Here is a 20,813-nt window from a genome sequence, read left to right on the forward strand (position 1 = left end):
TACGTCATCAGGGCCGCTTCTGGGGAGGAGACAGCCGTGAGCACGGTGGTGTTCCGCCGGCTCCCGCGTCAGCCGGGGCCGGCCTTACCGCGCGGCGAGGTGCTGCTGGAGTCACCTCCCGAGCTGCCCGAGCCGACGCCCCGCGGGATGGGGCAGCTGCTCATGATCCTGCCGATGTTCTGCGGGGTCGGCGCCATGGCGTTCCTCTACGCCGGCAAGGGCGGCGGCATGATGACCTACGTCGCCGGTGGGCTGTTCGGTGTCTCGATGCTCGGCATGGCGATCGGTTCGCTGGCCAACAGCGGTGGCAAGGACAAGGCCGAGCTGAACGCCGACCGCCGCGACTACATGCGTTACCTGGCTCAGATGCGCAAGCGCACCCGGCGTGCCGCCGAGCAGCAGCGGGCGGCGATGGCCTGGCGGCACCCGGAGCCCGACGCGCTCTGGTCGATCGCCGCGTCCCGCCGACTCTGGGAGCGGCGGATCACAGAGGACGACTTCGGCGAGACCCGGATCGCCCTCGGCCCGCAGCGGCTCGCCGTGGAGATCGTCCCGCCGGAGACGAAGCCGGTGGAGGACCTGGAGCCGATGAGCGCCATCGCGCTCCGCCGGTTCGTCCGGGCACACTCGACGGTGCCGGAACTGCCGACGGCGCTGTCGGTGCGCGCGTTCAGTCGGGTGGTGCTGCGCGGCGACCGCGAGCCCGTGCTCGACCTGACCCGGGCGGCGCTGGGGCAGCTGGCCACCTTCCACGCACCGGACGACCTGGTGATCGCGGTGGTCGCCGCACCCGACCGGCAGTCGTCCTGGGGTTGGGTGAAGTGGCTGCCGCACGCCCACCACAGCGGTCGTACGGACGCGGCCGGCGCGCGCCGGCTGGTCTTCGCCAGCCTGGCCGAGGCCGAGGCGTCGCTCACCGCCGAGCTGGCCGGTCGGCCTCGGTTCGCGCCGGAGGCGAAGCCTCTGACCACGGCCCCGCATTTGGTCGTGGTGATCGACGGTGGGGAGATCTCACCGACCTGCCAGCTGGTGGGCCCGGGGCTGCTCGGCGCCACCGTGATCGACCTCTCCGGCACTGTGCCGCGCGACGCTGGCCGCTGGCTGCTCTGCCTCGACGTGGGCGACGGAACCTCACTCGATCTGGTTCGGGGCAGCTCGTCGTCGACGCTGGGTCGGCCCGACCGGCTCAGCGCCGAGGCCGCCGAGGGGCTGGCCCGTCAGATCGCCCCCTTCCGGCTCTCCCAGCAGCAGACCGGTGGCGACGAGCCGTTGGCCCGCAGCACGGAACTGCCGGACCTGCTCGGCGTGGGTGACGCCGCGGCGGTGGACGTGCAGAACACCTGGCGTCCGCGTGGCCACCGGGACCGGCTGCGCATCCCCCTTGGTGTCGGCCCGGACGGCAACGTGGTCGAACTCGACTTCAAGGAGTCGGCGCACGAGGGCATGGGCCCGCACGGTCTGGTGATCGGCGCGACCGGGTCCGGCAAGAGTGAGCTGCTGCGTACGGTGGTGGCCGCGCTGGCGGTGACCCACTCGTCGGAGGAACTGAACTTCGTCCTGGTGGACTTCAAGGGCGGCGCGACCTTCGCCTCGCTGGAGGCGCTGCCGCACACCAGCGCGGTGATCACCAACCTGGCCGACGAGCTGCCGCTGGTCGACCGGATGCGCGACGCGCTCGCCGGCGAGATGGTGCGCCGGCAGGAGCTGCTGCGCGCGGCCGGCAACTACGTCTCCCGCTTCGAGTACGAGAAGGCGCGCTCGGCCGGTGAGCCGCTGGCGCCGATGCCCAGCCTGTTGATCATCTGTGACGAGTTCAGCGAACTGCTCGCCGCCAAACCGGACTTCATCGACCTGTTCGTGATGATCGGCCGGTTGGGTCGGTCCCTCGGCGTGCACCTGCTGCTGGCCAGTCAGCGCCTCGAAGAGGGCAAGCTGCGGGGCCTGGACACGCACCTGTCGTACCGGATCGGTCTGCGGACGTTCTCCGCGGTGGAGAGCCGGATCGTGCTCGGCGTACCGGACGCGTACGAGCTGCCGAACGCGCCGGGCCACGGGTACCTGAAGACGGACACCAGCACGATGCTGCGGTTCCGGGCCGCGTACGTGTCGGGGGCGTACCGGGCGCCGGGGCAGCAGGCCTCCGCCTCGCAGGCGCTGGTGCAGCGGCGGATCGTGCCGTACGGCCTCGACTTCGTGCCGGTGCAGGTCCCGCAGGTGCCGGTGGACACCGCCCCGGAGCCCGAGCAGCCGGCCGACGGCAAGGCCGTGGCGATGCTCGACGTGCTGATCGACCAGCTCAAGGGTCGGGGCCGCCCAGCCCACCAGGTGTGGCTGCCGCCGCTGGCCGACCCGCCGGGCCTGGGTGAGCTGCTCGGCCCGCTGGCGGTCGACCCGACCTACGGGCTGTGCACCGCGTCCTGGCCCGGGCGCGGGCGGCTGACCGTGCCGGTCGGCGTCGTGGACCGCCCCTACGAGCAGCGCCGGGATCCGATGATGGTCGAGCTGGCCGGGGCCGGCGGCAACGTGGTCATCGTCGGGCGGTCGCTCAGTGGCAAGAGCACGATGCTGCGTACGCTGCTCGCCTCGCTGGCGCTCACGCACACGCCACGGGAGGTGCAGTTCTTCTGCCTGGACTTCGGCGGGGGCGCGCTGCGCAGCATGGAGCGGTTGCCGCACATGGCCGGGGTGGCCGGTCGACGCGACGTCGAGGCGGTCCGCCGGACGGTGGCCGAGGTGGTCGCCGTGTTGGACGAGCGGGAGGGTCGTTTCGCCCAGCACGGCATCGACTCGGTGGCGAGCTACCGCCGTCGCCGCGCCGCGGGTGAGTTCGCGGACGACCCGTTCGGCGACGTGTTCCTGGTGGTGGACGGGTGGAACACGCTGCGCCAGGAGTACGAGGAGTTGGAGCAGACCATCACCACGTTGGCCAACCGGGGCCTCGGCTTCGGTGTGCACGTGGTGCTCACCGCCGTGCGGTGGGCGGAGATCCGGATCAACATGCGGGATCTGCTCGGCACCAAGTTGGAGCTGCGCCTCGGCGACGCGTCGGAGTCCGAGATCGACCGCCGCGCCGCGAACAACGTGCCGGAGAAGTCGCCCGGTCGGGGCCTGACCCGGGACAAGCTGCACTTCCTCACCGCCATCTCGCGGATCGACGGTCGTCGCGACATCGACGATCTGAGCGAGGCCTCGCTGGCCCTGGCCGGGCACGTGGCGGCGAACTGGCCGGGTCGCCCCGCGCCGAAGGTGCGGTTGCTGCCGCGCCGGCTGCCGGTGGCGGAGCTGGCCCGAATCATCGACCGGTCGGCACCGGGGCTCCCGATCGGTGTCAACGAGTCGGCGCTCGCGCCGGTCTACCTGGACCTGGCCAACGAGCCGCACCTGACGGTCTTCGGCGACGCGGAGTGCGGCAAGACCAACCTGCTGCGTCTGATCGCCCGGGGGATCACCGAGCGGTACACCCCGGCGCAGGCCCGGCTGGTGATCGCCGACTACCGGCGTGGCCTGCTGGGCGCGGTGGAGGGTGACCACCTGCTCGACTACGCCCCGTCGAACCAGGCGTTCGCCCAGGGGCTCGGGTCGATCCGTAGCGCGCTCTCCAACCGCCTGCCCGGCCCGGACGTGACCACCGCCCAGCTGCGCGATCGGAGCTGGTGGAAGGGTCCGGACCTGTACATCCTGGTGGATGACTACGACCTGGTGGCCTCCGGCGGCAGCAACCCGCTCAGCGCCCTGCAGGAGCTGTTGCCGCAGGCCCGCGACATCGGTCTGCACCTGATCGTCACGCGCCGGGTCGGCGGTGTGTCCAGGGCGCTCTACGAGCCGGTGCTGCAACGGCTGCGCGAGTTGGACTCGCCCGGCCTGCTGATGTCCGGCAACCGGGAGGAGGGCGCGGTCTTCGGCACGTTGCGACCGAGCCCGCAACCGCCCGGCCGGGGCACCCTGGTTCGCCGACGCGATGGCCAGCAGCTGATTCAGACCGCCTGGTCCGAGCCGGCCTGAGCGAGGTCGACCGTTCGGTAGGGGGGTGGTGGGCCGTCTCGGCCCGATTCACCACCATCCATCGAACGTCACCGGTCAGGGCTGCGAGGGCTGGACAGGTTCCGCTACGGTCTTCACAGGAGTGTCCGTCGGTGGGGTGTTGCTGCCTTGCCGCGGGGGAGGGTGCGGCGAAGCCGCCACCACAACAGACGGAAGGGTGTGAAGCATGGCGTTCGAGGTCGAAGCTGCGACTCTGCATACCGCCGCGAGTGACGTGCGGTCCACGCGCAGCGAGGTCGACGGCGAGCTGAAGAAGCTGTGGAACGTGGTCGACGACCTGGCCATCGCGTGGAAGGGTCAGGCGTCCACGGGCTTCCAGTCGCTGATGACGCGCTGGAACGAGGACACCGTCAAACTGCTGACGGCGATGGACAGCATCGCTGACCTGCTCGACAAGTCGGGTACGACGCACCAGGTCAACGACGAAGAGCAGCAGCAGATGCTGGACAAGTTCCACTCTGCTCTCAACCCGTGATCCGCAGCCGGCAGAGGAGGAAATCGTGACGATCAAAGTTGACTATGCGGTCCTCGAGAGCAGCAACCAGCAGATGCAGGCCATCTCGAAGACCCTCGAGGAAAAGCTTGACACGCTGCGGTCGATGCTGACCAAGCTGCACTGGGACGGCGAGGACCGGGTTGCCTACGAGCAGCACCAGGCGAAGTGGGACGCGGCGGTCCGGGACATCAACCGGATCCTGAACGAGATCGGCGGTGCCGTGGGCATCGCCCGCGAAAACTACCTCACCACGGAGATGAGCAACTCCAAGGTGTGGAGCTGAGGCATTCGCACGAGCGGCTCCGGTCCGGTTCGTCCGGCCCGGAGCCGCTCCGTGTTGGCGGTTCTGCGTAGGCGTAGGCGGCGGCGCTGCGGTGCGCCGCTCAGCCGGCGGTTGGCGCGTCGGTGCGTCGGCCGGGGCGCCAGTCGCGTCGACGGCCCCGGGCCATGATCGGTCGCGCGACCAGCAGCAGCCCGGCGAGCAGAGCGCCGATGACCGCCGCCCAGATCGCGGCGGGGCGCTGCCAGCTCAGCGGGTCGTCCCGTACGGCGGGGGCCGGGAGCGCACCGGCGGGCGGGTTCGCCCGGGTGCCGAGCAGGCTCGACACCGCCCGGTAGGGGTTGACCATCCCGTGGCCGATGTCGGCGTTCTGACCCTCCGGTGGGTTGTCCGCGGTGCGTTTCAGCCGATCCGCGACCTGCTGCGGGTTGAGACCCGGGTAGGCGGCCCGGACCAGCGCGGCCACTCCCGAGACGTACGCGGCGGCGTAACTGGTGCCGCCCTCCGGCACGGTGCGGTAGCCGGTGTTTCCGGGCGCTGGCCCGACGATGTTCATCCCCGGTGCGGCGATGTCGACGTAGTCGCCGCTGATCGAGGTGCCGACGTGGCCGCCCTGCTCGTCCACCCCACCGACCGCGATCACCCCGGGGTACGCGGCCGGGTAGCCCGGCCGGTTCTGGGAGTCTTCGGTCCGGTTGCCCGCGGCGGCGACCAGCACCACCCCTTTGGCCAGCGCGCGCTCGACGGCCGCCGTCAGTTCGGGGCGGGGAATCGTCGTCAGGGACAGGTTGATCACGTCGGCGCCCTGGTCGACCGCCCAGTCGATGGCCGCCGCGATCTGCGCGGGGAGCTGCGGGTTGCTGACCTCTCCGAGCTGCGGCAGGACCCGGATCGGCAGGATGCGGGCAGCCGGGGCGATGCCGCTGAAGGGGACGACCGTGCCCTCCCGGCCCGCGATGATGCCGGCGATCAGCGTGCCGTGCCCGGCCTCGTCGCACTGGCCCTGCCGGGCCGGCAGGCCGTTGAAGTCGCGACCCTCGAGAACCTGGCCCTTGAGGAGCGGGTGGGCGGCGGAGACTCCGGAGTCGATCACGGCCACCGTGACCCCGGCGCCCCGGGACAGCGGCCACGCCGAGGACGGCTCCAGCCGGCGTAGCGCCCACGGCAGCTGGGTCAGGTTCTCGGTGCCGGAGGGACCGCAGAGGGGCGGCGCGGCGGTCGCGGGAGAGGGTGCCACCAGGCCGGCGCCGAGCAGGGCCGCCAGCGCTCCACTGAGGACGCCGCGAAGGGCACGGCGGGACGGGGTCGCGCTCAACGGCGGGCATTCGCGCACCGGCAAAGGTTACCGCCGTGACCGTCGGGCGGCGGCCCCCGGTGACCAGGGTCAGGCCCGGGGGGACGCCTTCGAGGTGGGAGTGTCGGCGAAGAGCGCGAGCAGGTCGCCGACCTGCCGGTCGGCCTCGGCGGGGTGCCGGAACCGGCCGGCCGGGTTGAGGGTGTACTCGTTGCGTCGCCCGACCCGGGTGCGGTGCAGGTAGCCGCCCGCCTCCAGGTCGGCGACGATCGCCTGCGCGGCCCGTTCGGTCACTCCGACCTCGGCCGCGACGTCGCGCAGCCGGGCGGTCGGATCGCGGGCGATGGCCAGCAGGACGTGCCCGTGGTTGGTGAGGAACGTCCAGTTCCGTCCGCCGCCGGTGTCGCCCGTCACGGTGCTCGCCATCGTGTGACCGCCTTTCCGGATGTCCGCCTGCCCTCACGAGAGTCTTGTCCGCCCTGCCCGGGGAAGGTTGCCCAGGGGGCGGCCGGAGTCAACGTATGAAATTTAAATCACGCATACCTTGACGCATCTTACGGTGCGTGTGACGGTGGAGCACGAGCCAGCGCCCGCCCGCCCGGCCGGCGGAAAGCCGGCTTGACCAGGCCAGATGCGTCGAGACGAGGTGCGGGATGAGTCATACCGGGAGCTCCGGCGGTCAGCCGGGTCCGCAGCGGACCACCGACCGGGCCACCGCGCTCAGCGAGCCGACCCGTGCGTACGCCGAGCTGATCGCCGGCAACCGGCGCTTCGTCGGTGGCGCCCCACGCCACCCCAACCAGGATGCCGAGCACCGGGCCGCCGTGGCCGACGGGCAACACCCGTTCGCGGTGATCGTCGGCTGCTCCGACTCCCGGCTGGCCGCCGAGATCATCTTCGACCGGGGGCTCGGCGACCTGTTCGTGGTCCGCACGGCCGGGCACACCACCGGCCCCGAGGTGCTCGGCAGCGTCGAGTACGCGGTGACCGTGCTCGGCACTCCGCTGGTGGTGGTGCTCGGCCACGACTCGTGCGGTGCGGTGCAGGCCGCCCGGGAGGCCGCCGCCACCGGTACCGCGCCGAGCGGGCATCTGCGCGCCGTGGTCGACGCCGTGCTGCCCAGCCTGCGTCGGGCCGATGCCGAGGGCGTGGATGACATCGACGGCATCGTCGACATCCACATCGCACAGACCGTCGAGACGTTGCTCGGGCAGTCTTCCGTGCTGGCCGACGAGGTGGCGCGGGGGCGGTGCGCGGTGGTGGGGGTGTCCTACCGGCTGGCCGCCGGAGCGGTACGTCAGGTGGCCGCCGTGCCGGCTGGCTTCGCGACGCTGGACACCCCGGCCGGATCGCCCGAGTCGACCGACCCGGCCGCGCCTGCCACCGTCTGACGCGACGAGGGCCGCTCCGCGTCACGCGGAACGGCCCTCGACGGTGATCGTGCGGGTCAGAGCAGCGACATGTGGACGTGGTCGGTGTGGTTCGACGGCCCGCTGTACGAACTCCAGCCGGTGGCCGGGAACCAGATCTGCCGGTTCCAGATCACGTAGTAGATGCCGAGCCGGTCGGCGTTACGGATGAGGAACGCGGCGACGTTGTTGCCGTACGTCCGGGTGTCCTCGTTGTGCCAGGGGGAGAAGCCGCTCTTCTGCAGCGACCAGTCGCAGGCACGGCCCTTCGGGTGCTCCCACGGCCCGCCGGGGCGGTAGCAGCCGACGAACCGGTTGAAGCCGGCCCGCTTGACCTCCTTGTACGCGTGCAGCGTGCGTGGCGTGATGCAGCCGGACGTGGTGGGGTCGTTCTCGCTGCACGACTGGGGTTTCCAGTCACCGTCGGCGGTGCGACCCGGGCCGATCTTCGCGACCGGTGAGGTGGCGTCCACCAGGCCGCCGGTGAAGCCCTTTCCACCGACGAGGGAGAGCGCCTTGTCGGCCTCGCTCTTCCGCTTGGCCATCAGGGCGGTCTGCTTCTGCTGCTCCCGGACCTCCGTGTCGAGGGCGAGCTTCGCCTGCTCGGCGCGGGCCTTCACCTCGTTGACCTCGGAGAGCTTCTTCTCGTTGACCATGTTCATCTCGTCGAGCATCCCGGCGCGCCGGACGAACGAGTCGGGAGCTTCGCTCTCCAGCAGCATCGCGACCGCGCCGATCCGGCCGGTCCGGTACGCCTGGGCGGCGATCTGCCCGACCTGCGGGGCCAACGCGTCCAGGTCGGCCTTGGCCCGGTCGACCTCTGCGGCCAACTCGCCCTGCCGCTTCTTTGACTTGTCCAGCTTGGACTTGGCGGCGGAGTAGTCGCGGTTGGCCTGCTCGATGACATCGTTGAGCAGCTTGGGTTCGCCGTCCTCCTCGTGCCCGGACGGTGTGGGGGTCGTCGGGGCGGCGTGGGCCGGGAGGGGCCCGGCGAGCACGGTCAGTGCGGCGATCACGGCCACCACGGGTGTCATCCAGCGGCGTAGGGGTGCCGTCACAATGTTCCCTTCCGTCGACCGCCGACCGGGTTAGCTGACGGGTTCGGGGCGGAAGTGGCCCCTACCGCTGACGCGGATTCACCCCAGGTACCTGGGTCCCCGGCTCGCCGGCTGGCGATTGGGCGGTGGCACCGCAGGCGCCGCTTCGCGCCTTCATCGGTAACCGGCAGCGAGGTTACCCGAGAGTCGACCGGGTGAGCTACGCCTGGATGCCGACCAAAAGCGTCATTTCGCCATAGCGTTGAGTGACCAGTGACGCGGTTCTCAGGGTGGATGCCCGATCTGGTCACGCTGAGGAGTGTCACCATGCCGTATCCGTGCTCCTGTTCGACTCCGGCCACCGGTCGGTGGCCTCGGATGGGGGTGCGGGCCGCGTCCGGTCCGGCTCGTCGGAGCCGGCCTTCCGCGGTGAGCTGAGTGCGGCCAGTGCCTCCGTGCGGTCCGGCTGGGGCCGGGGCGCGGGAGCGTCGGTGGACGGCGTGGCCTCGGTGCGCCCGGCGGCGGTCACCACCGCGGCCAGCCCGGTGGTCAGCGGTACGGCGGCGATCAGACCGAGGGTGGCGACCGCGCTGCGGACGATCTCCTGCGCGAGGAACTCACTGGTGAGGATCTGCCCGATCGGCCGCGAGTCGGCGGTGAGCAGGAGCAGCAGGGGCAGTGACGCGCCCGCGTACGCCAGCACGATGGTGTTGACAGTGGAGGCGATGTGCGCGCGGCCGACCCGGGTGGCCGCCCGGTACAGCTGCAACCGGGTCAGCCCGGGGTTGGCGTTGGCCAGCTCGGTGACGGTGGCGGCCTGGGTGACCGTCACGTCGTCGAGCACCCCGAGCGACCCGATGATGATCCCGGCGAGCAGCAGACCGTGCAGGTCCACGTCGCCCTGGAACATCGACAGGGTGGTGGCGTCTTCGCTGCCGAAGCCGGTGAGGTGGGTCGCGGCCGTGGCGATGGTGGCGAGCACGCCGGTCAGCACCAGGCTGCCCAGGGTGCCGAGCACCGCGACCGAGGTCTGCGCGGTGACCCCGTGCGTCAGATAGAGCACCACGAACATGATCAGGGCCGCGCCGACCACCGCCACCAGCAGTGGCGACCTGCCGGCGCCGATGCCCGGCAACACGAAGGTGAGCAGGATGGCGAAGCTGGCGGCCAGCCCGGCGAGCGCGGCCAGACCCCGCCACCGACCGAACGCGACGATCGCGGCCGCGAAGACCACCGCCAGCCACACCATCGGGGTGCCGCGTTGGTGCTCGGCGATGTTCCAGTTGCTGGTGGTGGGATCGGTGGGATCGGCCAGCTCGACCAGGATGACCTCGTCACCGACCTCGACCCGGGGCGCGCCGGGCCCGTCGGGCACCGGTGTCCGTACCTGTTGGCCGGCGGCCGGCCCGTCGTCCACCCGGACGTCGACCGTGCCGCACCGCCCCTCGCCGACCCTCGGTGTGCCCTCGGGAACCGACGGCACCGGCGGGCACGGCTCACTCACCACCCGGGTGACCGTGCCGGGGTGGCGCGGCACGTCCGCACCACCATCGGTCTGCGGTGACCCGCCGCGCGGCCAGAGCAGCGCCGCGGCGAGCACTGTGGCGACGAAGAGGGGTACCACAGTCACGACGAGGATCCGTCGCACCCGTGGTGGGGCGGACGGCGCGGGGTGAGTGTGGTCGGCGGCCAAGGCGAGAACTCCCAACGATCCGGTGCGGGGTACGGGTCAGCGTGCCGGGCGGTTCACCGTTTCGGTGGAAACGCGGCGAACGGCGGGGGGGGATCGCTGCCTGATCACCACTTGATCACGGACGGTCAGTGTTCGGCCCGGTCGGCCGGGGGCGACGCCACGTCGCGGCGGCGCCGGTGCCCGACTGTGCAGCGGCATACGGAGGGCCATCGTGGGAGATGCTAGCCAGCCCACCCGAGGGTCGCAGGTCGTGGCGGAGTGTCGGGCGGTCGAACCGCCCGCGTGGCGGACCCCGGCCCGTCAGCCGCGCTTCATGAGCCGGCCGACCGCCGCCATCATCTCGGTGGCCATCTCGTCGGCCCGACCCTCGGCGGCGCCCTCGTGCATGCAGTGCCGGGCGTGCCCGTCGAGCAGCCCCAGGGCCACCTTGTCGAGGGCGGCCTGGATCGCGGAGATCTGGGTGAGCACGTCGATGCAGTAGCGGTCGTCGTCGACCATCTTCTCGATGCCCCGGACCTGCCCCTCGACGCGGCGGAGCCGCGCGAGCAGTTGGTCCTTGCTGGCGGTGTATCCGCGGATCGGGGTGGGTGCGGTCATGTCGACCAGGATAGCGTACCCCCAGGGGGTATGGTACGGTCGTGTCCGGATGAGATACCCCCACCGGGTACCGGTACCGTAAAGGAGACGCTCCGATGGTCAACACGACGTATCAGGTGCAGGGCATGACCTGTGGGCACTGCGTCAGCGCGGTGAGCGCCGAGGTCAGCGCCATCGCGGGCGTGCGTGACGTCCAGGTCGACCTCGCCGCCGGCCGGGTCACCGTCAGCAGCGACCAGCCGCTGGACACCGCGGTTGTCCGGGCCGCCGTCGACGAGGCCGGCTACGACCTCGTCGACGCGTGATCGGAGGGCCGGCGTGCGTACGGTGACGAGACTGGCCGGGTTCGCCGTCGGCCTGGCGGCGGTCTTCGGCGCGACCTACGGGGTCGGCCGGGTCGTCGACCGCACCCCGGTGGTCGAGGGCCGGCACGACGCTGCCGCCATCCCGGCGGCGGACGAGCGGGGCGGTACGGCCGACCGGCTTCCCGGCGGGCTGCTCGTCTCCGAGCGCGGCTACAGCCTCGAACGGGTCGACGCCCCGGCCGGCGAGTTCGCCTTCCGGATCGCCGGCCCGGACGGCCGCCCGGTCACCCGTTACGAGGTGGCGCACGACAAGCGGATGCACCTGATCGTCGCCCGGCGGGACCTCTCCGGCTTCCGTCACGTCCACCCCGAGCTCGCCCCGGACGGCACCTGGCGGGTCGACACCCCGCTGACCGGCCCCGGGCAGTGGCGGGCGTTCGCGGACTTCACGCCGACCGGAGGCGAGCCGCTGACCCTCGGCGTGGACGTGACCGTCCCCGGTGAGCTGACCGAACAGCCGTTGCCCGCCCCGGCGACCAGCACCACCGTCGACGGCTACACGGTCACCCTGACCGGAGCGCCGCAGCCCGGCCGCACGTCGTCGCTGACCCTGACCGTCAGCCGGAACGGGCGACCGGTCACCGACCTGGAGCCCTACCTGGGCGCGTACGGGCACCTGGTGGCGCTGCGCCGGGGTGATCTGGCGTACCTGCACGTGCACCCGGACGGCACGCCCGGCGATGGGCGCACCCGGCCCGGTCCGGCCGTCACCTTCCTCGCCGAGGTGCCCTCGGCGGGCAGCTATCGGCTCTACCTCGACTTCCAACACGGCGGGCGGGTGCACACCGCCGAGTTCACAGTGGTCGCCGGCGCCGCACCGACCGCAACCGCCCCCACCCCGAGCGGGCCCGCGCCGACCGGCGGGGCCGACCACGGCACCCCCGGGCACGGACACAACTGACGGGACCAGACGATGACCACCACCAGCAGACCGCTGCCCGAGGCACCCAACCGGATCGAACTGGCGATCGGCGGGATGACCTGCGCCGCGTGCGCCGCCCGGATCGAGAAGAAGCTCAACCGGATGGACGGGGTGAGCGCCACCGTCAACTACGCCACCGAGAAGGCGACCGTCCGGTACGCCGATGGCGTCACGCCGGACGACCTGATCGGGACCGTGCAGAAGACCGGCTACACGGCGGCGCTGCCGGCCCCGCCCAGCGCGGAAGCTCCGGTGGACCCGTTGCGGGGGCCGCGTACCCGGCTCTGGGTCTCGGTGGCCCTGAGCGTGCCTGTGGTCCTGCTGGCCATGGTCCCGGCCTGGCAGTTCGACTACTGGCAGTGGCTGTCGCTGACCCTGGCCGCCCCGGTGGTGGTCTGGGGTGGGCTGCCGTTCCACCGGGCCGCCTGGACCAACCTGCGGCACGGCGCGGCCACCATGGACACCCTGGTGTCGCTCGGCACCCTGGCCGCGTTCGGCTGGTCGCTCTGGGCGCTCTTCCTCGGTGACGCGGGGATGCCCGGGATGACGCACCCGTTCCGCTTCGACATCACCCGGACCGACGGCGCCGGCAACATCTACCTGGAGGCGGCCGCCGGGGTCACCGTGTTCATCCTGGCCGGTCGCTACTTCGAGGCCCGGTCCAAGCGCACCGCCGGCGCCGCCCTGCGCGCCCTGCTCGACCTCGGCGCCAAGGACGTGGCGGTCCTGCGCGACGGCGTGGAGACCCTGATCCCGGTGGACCGGCTCGCCGTCGGTGACCGGTTCGTGGTCCGCCCCGGGGAGAAGATCGCCACCGACGGGGTGGTCGAGGAGGGCACCTCCGCGGTCGACGCCAGCATGCTCACCGGTGAGTCGGTGCCGGTCGAGGTCGCCCCGGGCGACGGTGTGGTCGGCGCCACGATCAACGCCGGTGGACGGCTGATCGTCACCGCCACCCGGGTCGGCGCGGACACCCAGCTCGCCCGGATGGCCGACCTGGTCGAGCAGGCGCAGAGCGGCAAGGCGGCCGTGCAGCGACTGGCGGACCGGATCTCCGGTGTCTTCGTACCGATCGTCATCACCCTCGCCGTCGGCACGCTCGGCTGGTGGCTCGGCACCGGGGCCGGCCCGACCGCCGCGTTCACCGCCGCCGTGGCCGTGCTGATCATCGCCTGCCCGTGCGCGCTCGGCCTGGCCACCCCGACCGCGCTGCTGGTCGGCACCGGTCGGGGCGCCCAGCTCGGCGTGCTGATCAAGGGCCCGGAGGTGTTGGAGTCGACCCGCCGGGTGGACACCGTGGTGCTCGACAAGACCGGCACGGTGACGACCGGCCGGATGACGCTGGTGGACGTGGTGCCGGCCAGCGGCGTGGATCGGGCCGAGCTGCTCCGGGTGGCCGGGGCGGTGGAGGCCGCCTCCGAGCACCCGATCGCCCGTGCGGTCGCCGCCGCTGCCGCCGACGCGGGCGCGCTGCCCCCGGTGGCCGCCTTCGGCAACCTGGAAGGGCTGGGGGTGACCGGCACGGTCGACGGCCGGGCCGTCCTGGTCGGCCGCGTCCGGCTGCTGCACGAGCACGAGATCGACGTACCGCCGGAGATCGAGTGGGCCGTGCGTGACGCGGAGGCCGCCGGCCGTACGGCCATCGTTGCCGGTTGGGACGGGCGGGCCCGGGGCGTGCTCACGGTCGCCGACGTGGTCCGGCCGACCAGCCGGGCGGCGGTGGCTCGGCTGCGCGGGCTGGGGCTGACCCCGGTCCTGCTGACCGGGGACAACACCACAGTGGCTCGCGCGGTCGCCGCCGAGGTCGGCGTCGACGAGGTGATCGCCGAGGTGCTGCCGGCCGGAAAGGTCGACGTGATCAAGCGGCTCCAGGCCGAGGGGCGGTCGGTGGCGATGGTCGGTGACGGGGTCAACGACGCCCCGGCGCTGGCCCAGGCCGACCTGGGGCTGGCCATGGGCACCGGCACCGACGTGGCGATCGAGGCGGCCGACCTCACCCTCGTCCGGGGCGACCTGGACGCCGCGGTGGACGCCATCCGGTTGTCCCGACGCACGCTCGGCATCATCCGGGGCAACCTGTTCTGGGCGTTCGGCTACAACGTGGCGGCGCTGCCGTTGGCCGCCGCCGGGCTGCTCAACCCGATGATCGCGGGCGCCACGATGGCGCTGTCCTCGGTCTTCGTGGTGGCCAACAGCCTGCGCCTGCGTCGCTTTCGTCCGGTCGCCGCCGATCTGTGACGACGGTAATGGTTGGGCCGGTGACGACGGGGGTACCTCTGTGGTCGTAGCGAAGCTTGCAATGCTTGCAATGGAGGTTGGCAATGGGTATCGACGACAAGATCAACAACGCCACCGAGGACGCGACCGGCAAGCTGAAGGAAGGCGCCGGTCGGGCCACCGACAACGAGCAGCTGGAGGCGGAGGGTCGCGCTGACCAGTCCACCGCCAAGCTCAAGCAGGCGGGCGAGAAGATCAAGGACGCCTTCAAGAGCTGACGTACGACGACGTAACCCGCACGCCGGGCCGGTGATCATCACCGGCCCGGCGTGCTGTGTGTCCGGCCTCTTTCGTCGACCCTGAGATCCCCCTGATTCCGCTCTCCGCCTCACCGCAGCACGACGACACCTGCTAACTTTCCTTGGCATGTGCAAGGGCTGGTTATGAGCACCGCTCCACCGCCGACCGGCGACGATCTGGTCCGGGTGCTGGCCACCCTGGCCAACCCGCACCGGCTGCGGGTCGTCGCCGCGCTGGCCCGCGAGCGTGCGTACGTCAGCGGGCTGGCCCGGCAACTGGGCATCAGCCGGGCGCTGTTGCAGGTCCACCTACGGAAGCTGGCGGCGGCCGGGCTGGTCACCGCCCGCCTGGAGTTGTCGGAGGACGGGAAGGCCATGAACTACTACGAGGTGGAGCCGTTCGTGCTCACACTCACCCCCGCGGTCATCGCGGCTGCGGTCGAGACGCTTACCGTGCCCGACTCGGGCGAGCAGCCAGGAGCACAACGATGAGCGAGCACGACTGGACCGAGGTGGTCGGCGCGATAGGCATCTTCGGTTTCCTGATCAGCGTGGTCACGGTGACAGTCGTCCAATTCGCCAAGACCCGGCGGGCCCGGTACGAGGCGGCCCGCGCGGACGACTACCGCCGGCTCGCCGAGACGGCCGCCCAGGCCCAGGCGGAGAACACCCGACTGCTCGCGGCGATGGATGGCCGGCTGGGCGGGATGGAGACCCGGATAACCACGCTCGAACGCGTGCTGCGCGAGGTCGACTGACCCGGCGGACGAGAGTCCCCGGGCCGTCGAGCGGCTACTCGACGGCCCGGGTGGAAGCAGCATCACCTCGCCCAGTGGGCGAGTTTCACCGGCAACGCTCCTTCGAGGAGAGGACAGCACCTCATGCTGCGCGTACGCAAATCCACAGTCGGTTGGGCGGTCGCCCTGGCCGTCACGGCCGCCGGCCTGACCCCGGCGAGCCCGGCCGCCGCCCGACCACAGCCCGCCCCGACGATCGACTGGCGGCCCTGCGCCGAGGACAGCAGCGCCGAGTGCGGCACCCTGTCGCTGCCGGTGGACTGGAACCGACCCCGAGGTGAGCGCTTCGACCTGTCGCTGGCCCGCCGGGTCGCCGACCCGGCCACCCGGGAAGGCGCCCTGGTCTTCGGCCCCGGCGGGCCGGGCGACAGCGGGGTCGACCGGGTGGTGGACGGCAGCTCCCGGTTCAGCGCCGACCTGCGTGCCCGGTTCGACATCGTCAGCTTCGACCCCCGCGGCACCGGCGACAGCCACCCGGTGGTCTGTGCCCGGGCTCTGCTCGCCCGGCAACCACAGCTGATCGCCGACCAGGCCCAGTTCGATGCCGTCCTGGCCAACAACGCGCTGCTGCGCGCCGACTGCCGGGCCCGCACCGGGGCGCTCTACGACCACGTCGACACCACAAGCGCCGCCCGCGACCTGGACGCGGTCCGCGTCGCGCTCGGCGAACGGCAGCTGACCTTCCACGGCAGCTCGTACGGCACCCTGCTCGGGCAGCGGTACGCCGAGCTGTACCCCGACCGGGTCCGGGCCCTGGTGCTGGAGGCCGCGATGGACCACAGCCTCGGCACCCGCGCCTTCCTCGACAGCCAGGCCGCCACCGCGGAGGGCGCGTTCGACGAGTTCGTTGCCTGGTGTGACCGGTCCACGTCCTGTGCCCTGCACGATCGGGACTTCCGGGCGATCTGGGCCGGGCTGCACGCGCGGGCCGAGCGTGGCTCACTGACCGACCCGGACCAGGCCGGGGCCGCACTCGCCCCGTTCGAGCTGAGCCGCCTCGCCCACAAGAAGCTCTACGACACGTGGCGGTGGCCGGGGCTGGCCGAGTGGGTCGTCCGACTGGAGGGTGCCGCCACCACGCCGAGCGCCCGCGCGCTCGCGGACGAGGCCGTGGCTCCGTACCCCTTCGCGGTTTTCTGCCAGGACTGGAGCCTGCCGGTGCGCGACTACCGCGAGTACGCCGGACATCTGCGCCGGGTGGCCCGGCTCGCGCCGGACCTGCGCTACCCGCCGGCGCTGTTCGCGCTGGTCACCTGCCTGGGCACCCCGACGCCGGTCGCCAACCCGCAGCACCGGCTACGGGTCCGCACCGACGTGCCGCTGCTGATCGCCGCCACCGTGCACGACCCGGCCAGCGGCTACGGCTGGGCGCGCAACGTGGCGCGACAGTTGGGCCGGCACGGCGCGCTGCTCACCTACCCGGGGTGGGGGCACGGCAGTTACAGCAGCAGCCCGTGTGTGCAACGAGCTGTCGACTCCTACCTGATCGATCGGGTGGTGCCCGCCCGGGGCGCCAGCTGCCCGGCCGTCGAACCCGAGGTGTGACCGCCGCTGCCGACCGCCGGGCCGCCCGGCGGTCGGCAGCGGTGTGCTCAGGGGCGTCTGACCGCGCGAACGACCACGTCGTGCAGCGGGATCTCCCGGCCCGGCACCGTGCGGCGCTGTTCCTCGGCGGTGATGATCTCCCAGCTGGCGCCGTCCAGGCCGGCGGTGATGTCCGCGAGAGTGACCGACGCCTCGTCGGGCGGGTGGTGCCCATGTCCGTGTCCGTCCCCGATCGCTTCCGAGCTGTGCAGGTGCCCGACGATCAGGAGGGTGCCACCGGGGGCCACCCACCCGGCGACGCGGTCGTAGAAGGCCAACTGCGGCATCGCGGGGTGCGCGTAGTGCGTCGTGACCAGGTCGAACCGCGTTTCCGGAGCCCAGGCCGTCAGGTCCGCCTCCACCCACCGCACCCGCTCGGACACCCCGCTCTCCGTCGCGCGTTCGGCGGCCCGGGCGAGGGCGACGGGTGCGATGTCGACAGCGGTGACCTGCCAGCCGTGGGAGGCGAGCCAGATCGCCTCGGCACCGGCACCACACCCGGCGTCCAGCGCGGAACCCGGCACCAGAGCGCCGGTCTCCCGGGCCAGGTACGGGTGCGCGGGAGAGTTGCTCATCGCGCCGGGGCGGTCGTGGTGCGCCTGGTGCCAGTGCCGCTCCCAGTAGTCCTTGTCGAACTCGTGCTGCTCGGTCATCTGTGCCTGCTCCTTCGCGCGTCGGCCCCGACTGTGACCGGCGACCGGGCGATGCGCAAAGATTGTTGCCGAAATGGCAAGGCGACGGTCGTCACCCCTACCCGGTCAACCGGGCCGCCCGCACCTCCAGGTACCGCTGCTCGGGCCGGCTCGTGGTGCCCCGCGCCGCGGCCAGGTACGCCTCCCGCGCCGCGCCGACCTCCCCGGCCAGCTCCAACAGGTGACCCCGTACGGCGGCCAGCCGGTGGTGCACGGCCGTGCGTTCGTCGGCGTCCAACGGCGTGAGAAGGGCGAGCCCGGCCCGGGGCCCGTCCACCATGGCCACCGCCACCGCCTGGTTCAGGGTGACCATCGGGTTCGGCGCGACCCGGGCCAGCAGCCGGTAGAGCGCGACGATCTGCCGCCAGTCCGTCTCGGCCGCCGTCGACGCCTCGGCGTGCACGGCGGCGATCGCCGCCTGGAGTTGGTACGGGCCGGGCGGCGACCAGGTCAACGCCTCGGTGATCAGCGTGACCCCCTCCGCGATGGCGGCGGCGTCCCACCGCGAGCGGTCCTGCTCGGCCAGCGGCACCAACTCCCCGTCCGGCCCCACCCGGGCCGCCCGGTGCGCGTCGGTCAGCAGCATCAGCGCCAGCAGTCCGGCCACCTCGCCGTCGTCGGGCAACAGCCCGCGCAGGATGCGAGCCAACCGGATCGCCTCACCGGTCAGCTCGGCCCGGTGCAGGTCCGGGCCACTGGACGCGGTGTAGCCCTCGTTGAAGATCAGGTAGAGCACCCGCAGCACCGTTCCCAGCCGCTCGTCCCGCTCGGCCGGCCCGGGCATGGTGAACCGGGCCCCGGCGGCCTCGACCCGCTGCTTGGCCCGCCGGATCCGTTGACTCATCGTCGCCTCGGGCACCAGGTGCGCCCGGGCGATCTGGGCGGTGCTGAGACCACCGACGGCCCGCAGGGTGAGCGCCACCTGCGCCGATCCGGGCAGCGCCGGGTGACAGCAGAGGAACAGCAGCCTGAGGGTGTCGTCGTCGTCCGGAACGGCCGGCTCCGCGTCCGCCGCCGGCGCCACCCCGGCGTACGCCGGCTCGCGTCGCGCCACCGCCAGCTCGCGGTCCCGGCGCGCGCTCTCGCTGCGCCACTCGTCGGTGAGCCGGCGGGTGGCCACGGTGAGCAACCAGGCGCGCGGATTGTCCGGTACCCCCTGCCCGGGCCACTGCGTCGCGGCAGCGAGCAGGGCCTCCTGCACCGCGTCCTCGCACCTGTCGAACTGTCCGTACCGGCGGACCAGCAGGCCGAGGACCTGCGGCGCGAACGTGCGCAGCAGCTCCTCGACCGTCCGGTCCTCGGTCACATCTCCGTCCCGGCCTCGTCCATGATCGGGCGGACCTCCATCGCGCCGCCGTACCGGACGTCCGGCCAGCGGGCGGCGATCTCGGCGGCCCGCTGCGGGCTGTCGCACTCGACGGCCAGGTAACCGGCGAACTGCTCCTTGCTCTCCATGAACGGGCCGTCGAGGAGCTCAGGACTCCCGTCCACGAGCCGGACCGTCATCGTCTGCGACGGGTTGGCCAACGCCTGGCCGCCGATCAGCTCGCCGCTCTCGGTCAGCTCCTTCATGATCTCGTCGACGTCACCGAAGAGGGCGGTGCGCTCCTGCTCACTCAGCTCATCGGTGAAGCCGGGCCGGTTCCAGATCAGCAGCATGTACTTCACGGCGATGCTCCTCAGGCTCTGGCCGCACCCCGAGCGGGGCGCGGCTCACCGGAGGGTCGGAGCGGTTCCCCCGATCCCTACCGCGTACCGAAGAAAAACCCAGAAATGTCCGCCGGGGGTGGTCCCACGCCGGACCGTTCAGCGCGGATCGGGTCGGCCGGGCACCTGCCGGGGCTTCCGGCCGCCGCCGACGTCAAGCGACGCCCGGTCGGCGGCCGAGGTGCCGGACGACCAACCCTCGGCGTCGCGCACGCTGAGCCGGTGCCGGGTGACGCCGGGGAAGAGCGTGTCCAGCCGCTCCCGGACCGCCTCACCCCGCGCCGCGAGCACCGGCAACAGCCGTTCCGCCCCGGCCGTCTCGGCCGTCGCCTGGTCCGCCGCTTCGGTCGCCGCCTCGGTGGCCGTCCGCAGCCGCTCGCCGATCCGCAGCGCGAACGCGTTGAGGAAGGACTCGTCCCAGACCTTCGTCCGCCGCCCCGACCCCGGCCGGCGCTCGGCACGCCCGCGCAGCATCGCCGCCGTGGCCTGGACCAGCAGCGACGTGTAGAGCAACTCCACCGCCACCAGATCGGCCGGCCAACCCAGCACGGTGGCGAAGCCGAGATCGTCGGACCAGACCGCCTCACACCGGTTCGCCGCCGCCACCTCCTGCACCAGCAGCGCCTTCGCGCCCGCGTACGGGGCGTCGGTGCTCAGGCGTACCCCGCCGGGCAGGTCCCCACGCTCCGAACCGGCGGCCAGCAGCGCCTCGTCGATGCTGTGCCGGGCGATCAGCTCCTGGGCCTTTCCGGTCAGCGCCTCCGCCTCCGCCGGAAAGGTGGTCGACTCGGCCTTGGCCAGCAGCGCCCGTACCCGGTCCAGCATCGGTGACCCGCTGCGAGCCGAACCGGCCGTGCGGGGCAGTGCCGCGCCGCTCGTGCCCGGCGGTGGGCGCAGCACCGCGATCGGCGGCAGGCTCTCCACCAGCGCGAGGATGTCCACGGCCGCGCGGAGCGCGTCGGCCCGGTCCAGACCCTCCCGGGTGGCCCAGCCGGTCAGCACGCTCCGGTCGGCACCGCCCTCGGTGGCCGCCAGCTCGCGCAGCTGGTCGTCCCACCAGGCCGGGACCGGCTCGGCCTGGTCGCGCCGCTGGGCGGCCATCGCGGCACGGACCAGCCGGGCCGCGCGGGCGTCGAGCCGTCGACCGGTGATCCGGTCCACGTCCACCGGCTGCCAGCCGCGCGGCCACAGCCGGCCCAGGCCGCGGACCAGGCGACGCAGCAGCGCCGCGTCCACCGCCGTGGTGCCGTCCGCGGCGCCGGTGCCGACCATCAGTTGGTCCAGCTGCCGTTCGGCCTGCCGTACGTCAGTGCCGCGCACCGCCGCGAGCGCGTTGGCGACGAGTTCGTCCGCGTCCGGCACGGGCACCTCCTTCTCGGGATC

Annotated in this window: 20 protein-coding genes and 1 riboswitch; of the genes, 11 read left to right on the top strand and 9 right to left on the bottom strand. The window is 72.5% G+C overall.

What is annotated here, in order from left to right; all coding sequences use genetic code 11:
• Positions 1-36 precede the first annotated feature (36 nt).
• From eccCa to ACFYL6_RS14035, 3 genes are all read left to right on the top strand, one after another.
• Positions 37-4,002: a type VII secretion protein EccCa gene (gene eccCa, locus ACFYL6_RS14025; protein ID WP_387171078.1), complete on the top strand. Its 3,966-nt coding sequence runs from the start codon at positions 37-39 to the stop codon at positions 4,000-4,002.
• 205 nt (positions 4,003-4,207) lie between these two features.
• Entirely contained in the window at positions 4,208-4,516 is a 309-nt protein-coding gene (locus ACFYL6_RS14030) for a WXG100 family type VII secretion target (protein ID WP_030329557.1), read from the top strand.
• A 25-nt stretch (positions 4,517-4,541) separates the two neighbouring features.
• Positions 4,542-4,820: a WXG100 family type VII secretion target gene (locus ACFYL6_RS14035; protein ID WP_030329555.1), complete on the top strand. Its 279-nt coding sequence runs from the start codon at positions 4,542-4,544 to the stop codon at positions 4,818-4,820.
• A gap of 100 nt (positions 4,821-4,920) precedes the next feature.
• Here ACFYL6_RS14035 and mycP read toward each other — a convergent pair whose 3' ends face one another.
• Positions 4,921-6,150 (bottom strand): type VII secretion-associated serine protease mycosin, encoded by a 1,230-nt coding sequence (gene mycP, locus ACFYL6_RS14040; protein WP_387171080.1) that lies wholly within the window; start codon positions 6,148-6,150, stop codon positions 4,921-4,923.
• 51 nt (positions 6,151-6,201) lie between these two features.
• Positions 6,202-6,537 (bottom strand): helix-turn-helix transcriptional regulator, encoded by a 336-nt coding sequence (locus ACFYL6_RS14045; RefSeq protein ID WP_387171082.1) that lies wholly within the window; start codon positions 6,535-6,537, stop codon positions 6,202-6,204.
• A gap of 227 nt (positions 6,538-6,764) precedes the next feature.
• Here ACFYL6_RS14045 and ACFYL6_RS14050 point away from each other — a divergent pair, with 227 nt between their 5' ends.
• On the top strand, positions 6,765-7,502 hold the full coding sequence (locus tag ACFYL6_RS14050) for a carbonic anhydrase (RefSeq protein ID WP_387171084.1): 738 nt from the start codon (positions 6,765-6,767) through the stop codon (positions 7,500-7,502).
• A gap of 56 nt (positions 7,503-7,558) precedes the next feature.
• Here ACFYL6_RS14050 and ACFYL6_RS14055 read toward each other — a convergent pair whose 3' ends face one another.
• From ACFYL6_RS14055 to ACFYL6_RS14065, 3 genes are all read right to left on the bottom strand, one after another.
• Complete coding sequence (locus ACFYL6_RS14055; protein WP_387171086.1) at positions 7,559-8,578, bottom strand: coiled-coil domain-containing protein; 1,020 nt, start codon at positions 8,576-8,578, stop codon at positions 7,559-7,561.
• A gap of 4 nt (positions 8,579-8,582) precedes the next feature.
• A riboswitch (cyclic di-AMP (ydaO/yuaA leader) is annotated at positions 8,583-8,713 on the bottom strand.
• Between the two features lie 166 nt (positions 8,714-8,879).
• Positions 8,880-10,250, bottom strand: coding sequence for a YibE/F family protein (locus ACFYL6_RS14060; RefSeq protein ID WP_387171088.1), 1,371 nt, complete (start codon positions 10,248-10,250; stop codon positions 8,880-8,882).
• Between the two features lie 300 nt (positions 10,251-10,550).
• On the bottom strand, positions 10,551-10,847 hold the full coding sequence (locus tag ACFYL6_RS14065) for a metal-sensitive transcriptional regulator (protein ID WP_030329541.1): 297 nt from the start codon (positions 10,845-10,847) through the stop codon (positions 10,551-10,553).
• 95 nt (positions 10,848-10,942) lie between these two features.
• Between ACFYL6_RS14065 and ACFYL6_RS14070 the strand changes: the two genes are divergently transcribed.
• From ACFYL6_RS14070 to ACFYL6_RS14100, 7 genes are all read left to right on the top strand, one after another.
• On the top strand, positions 10,943-11,152 hold the full coding sequence (locus tag ACFYL6_RS14070) for a heavy-metal-associated domain-containing protein (RefSeq protein WP_387171090.1): 210 nt from the start codon (positions 10,943-10,945) through the stop codon (positions 11,150-11,152).
• Between the two features lie 13 nt (positions 11,153-11,165).
• Entirely contained in the window at positions 11,166-12,113 is a 948-nt protein-coding gene (locus ACFYL6_RS14075) for a hypothetical protein (RefSeq protein WP_387171091.1), read from the top strand.
• A 12-nt stretch (positions 12,114-12,125) separates the two neighbouring features.
• A complete protein-coding gene (locus ACFYL6_RS14080) occupies positions 12,126-14,372 on the top strand; it encodes a heavy metal translocating P-type ATPase (RefSeq protein ID WP_387171093.1) in 2,247 nt (748 codons plus the stop codon).
• Between the two features lie 83 nt (positions 14,373-14,455).
• The gene (locus tag ACFYL6_RS14085; RefSeq protein ID WP_036390803.1) at positions 14,456-14,629 is read left to right on the top strand and encodes a CsbD family protein; all 174 of its coding nucleotides are present in this window, start codon (positions 14,456-14,458) and stop codon (positions 14,627-14,629) included.
• 165 nt (positions 14,630-14,794) lie between these two features.
• Positions 14,795-15,142 carry an ArsR family transcriptional regulator gene (locus ACFYL6_RS14090; protein WP_124818380.1) on the top strand — a complete coding sequence of 116 codons (348 nt, stop codon included), beginning with the start codon at positions 14,795-14,797 and terminating at the stop codon, positions 15,140-15,142.
• Complete coding sequence (locus ACFYL6_RS14095) at positions 15,139-15,408, top strand: hypothetical protein (RefSeq protein WP_387171095.1); 270 nt, start codon at positions 15,139-15,141, stop codon at positions 15,406-15,408. The genes ACFYL6_RS14090 and ACFYL6_RS14095 overlap by 4 nt, the downstream gene beginning before the upstream one ends.
• Positions 15,409-15,531: 123 nt before the next feature.
• Positions 15,532-16,992, top strand: coding sequence for an alpha/beta hydrolase (locus ACFYL6_RS14100; RefSeq protein ID WP_387171097.1), 1,461 nt, complete (start codon positions 15,532-15,534; stop codon positions 16,990-16,992).
• Between the two features lie 47 nt (positions 16,993-17,039).
• Here the strand turns inward: ACFYL6_RS14100 and ACFYL6_RS14105 are convergent, their stop codons facing one another.
• The 4 genes from ACFYL6_RS14105 to ACFYL6_RS14120 all read right to left on the bottom strand — a co-directional run bounded on the left by ACFYL6_RS14105 (position 17,040) and on the right by ACFYL6_RS14120 (position 20,792).
• On the bottom strand, positions 17,040-17,684 hold the full coding sequence (locus tag ACFYL6_RS14105) for a class I SAM-dependent methyltransferase (protein WP_387171099.1): 645 nt from the start codon (positions 17,682-17,684) through the stop codon (positions 17,040-17,042).
• A gap of 97 nt (positions 17,685-17,781) precedes the next feature.
• Entirely contained in the window at positions 17,782-19,029 is a 1,248-nt protein-coding gene (locus ACFYL6_RS14110) for an RNA polymerase sigma factor (protein WP_387171101.1), read from the bottom strand.
• A complete protein-coding gene (locus tag ACFYL6_RS14115; protein WP_387171194.1) occupies positions 19,026-19,382 on the bottom strand; it encodes a YciI family protein in 357 nt (118 codons plus the stop codon). The genes ACFYL6_RS14110 and ACFYL6_RS14115 overlap by 4 nt, the downstream gene beginning before the upstream one ends.
• A 147-nt stretch (positions 19,383-19,529) precedes the next feature.
• Positions 19,530-20,792, bottom strand: coding sequence for a DUF2786 domain-containing protein (locus ACFYL6_RS14120; RefSeq protein ID WP_387171103.1), 1,263 nt, complete (start codon positions 20,790-20,792; stop codon positions 19,530-19,532).
• Positions 20,793-20,813: the final 21 nt, after the last annotated feature.

Source organism: Micromonospora sp. NPDC007208 (assembly GCF_042869175.1).
In the GTDB taxonomy this organism is placed as follows: Bacteria; Actinomycetota; Actinomycetes; order Mycobacteriales; family Micromonosporaceae; genus Micromonospora; species Micromonospora foliorum.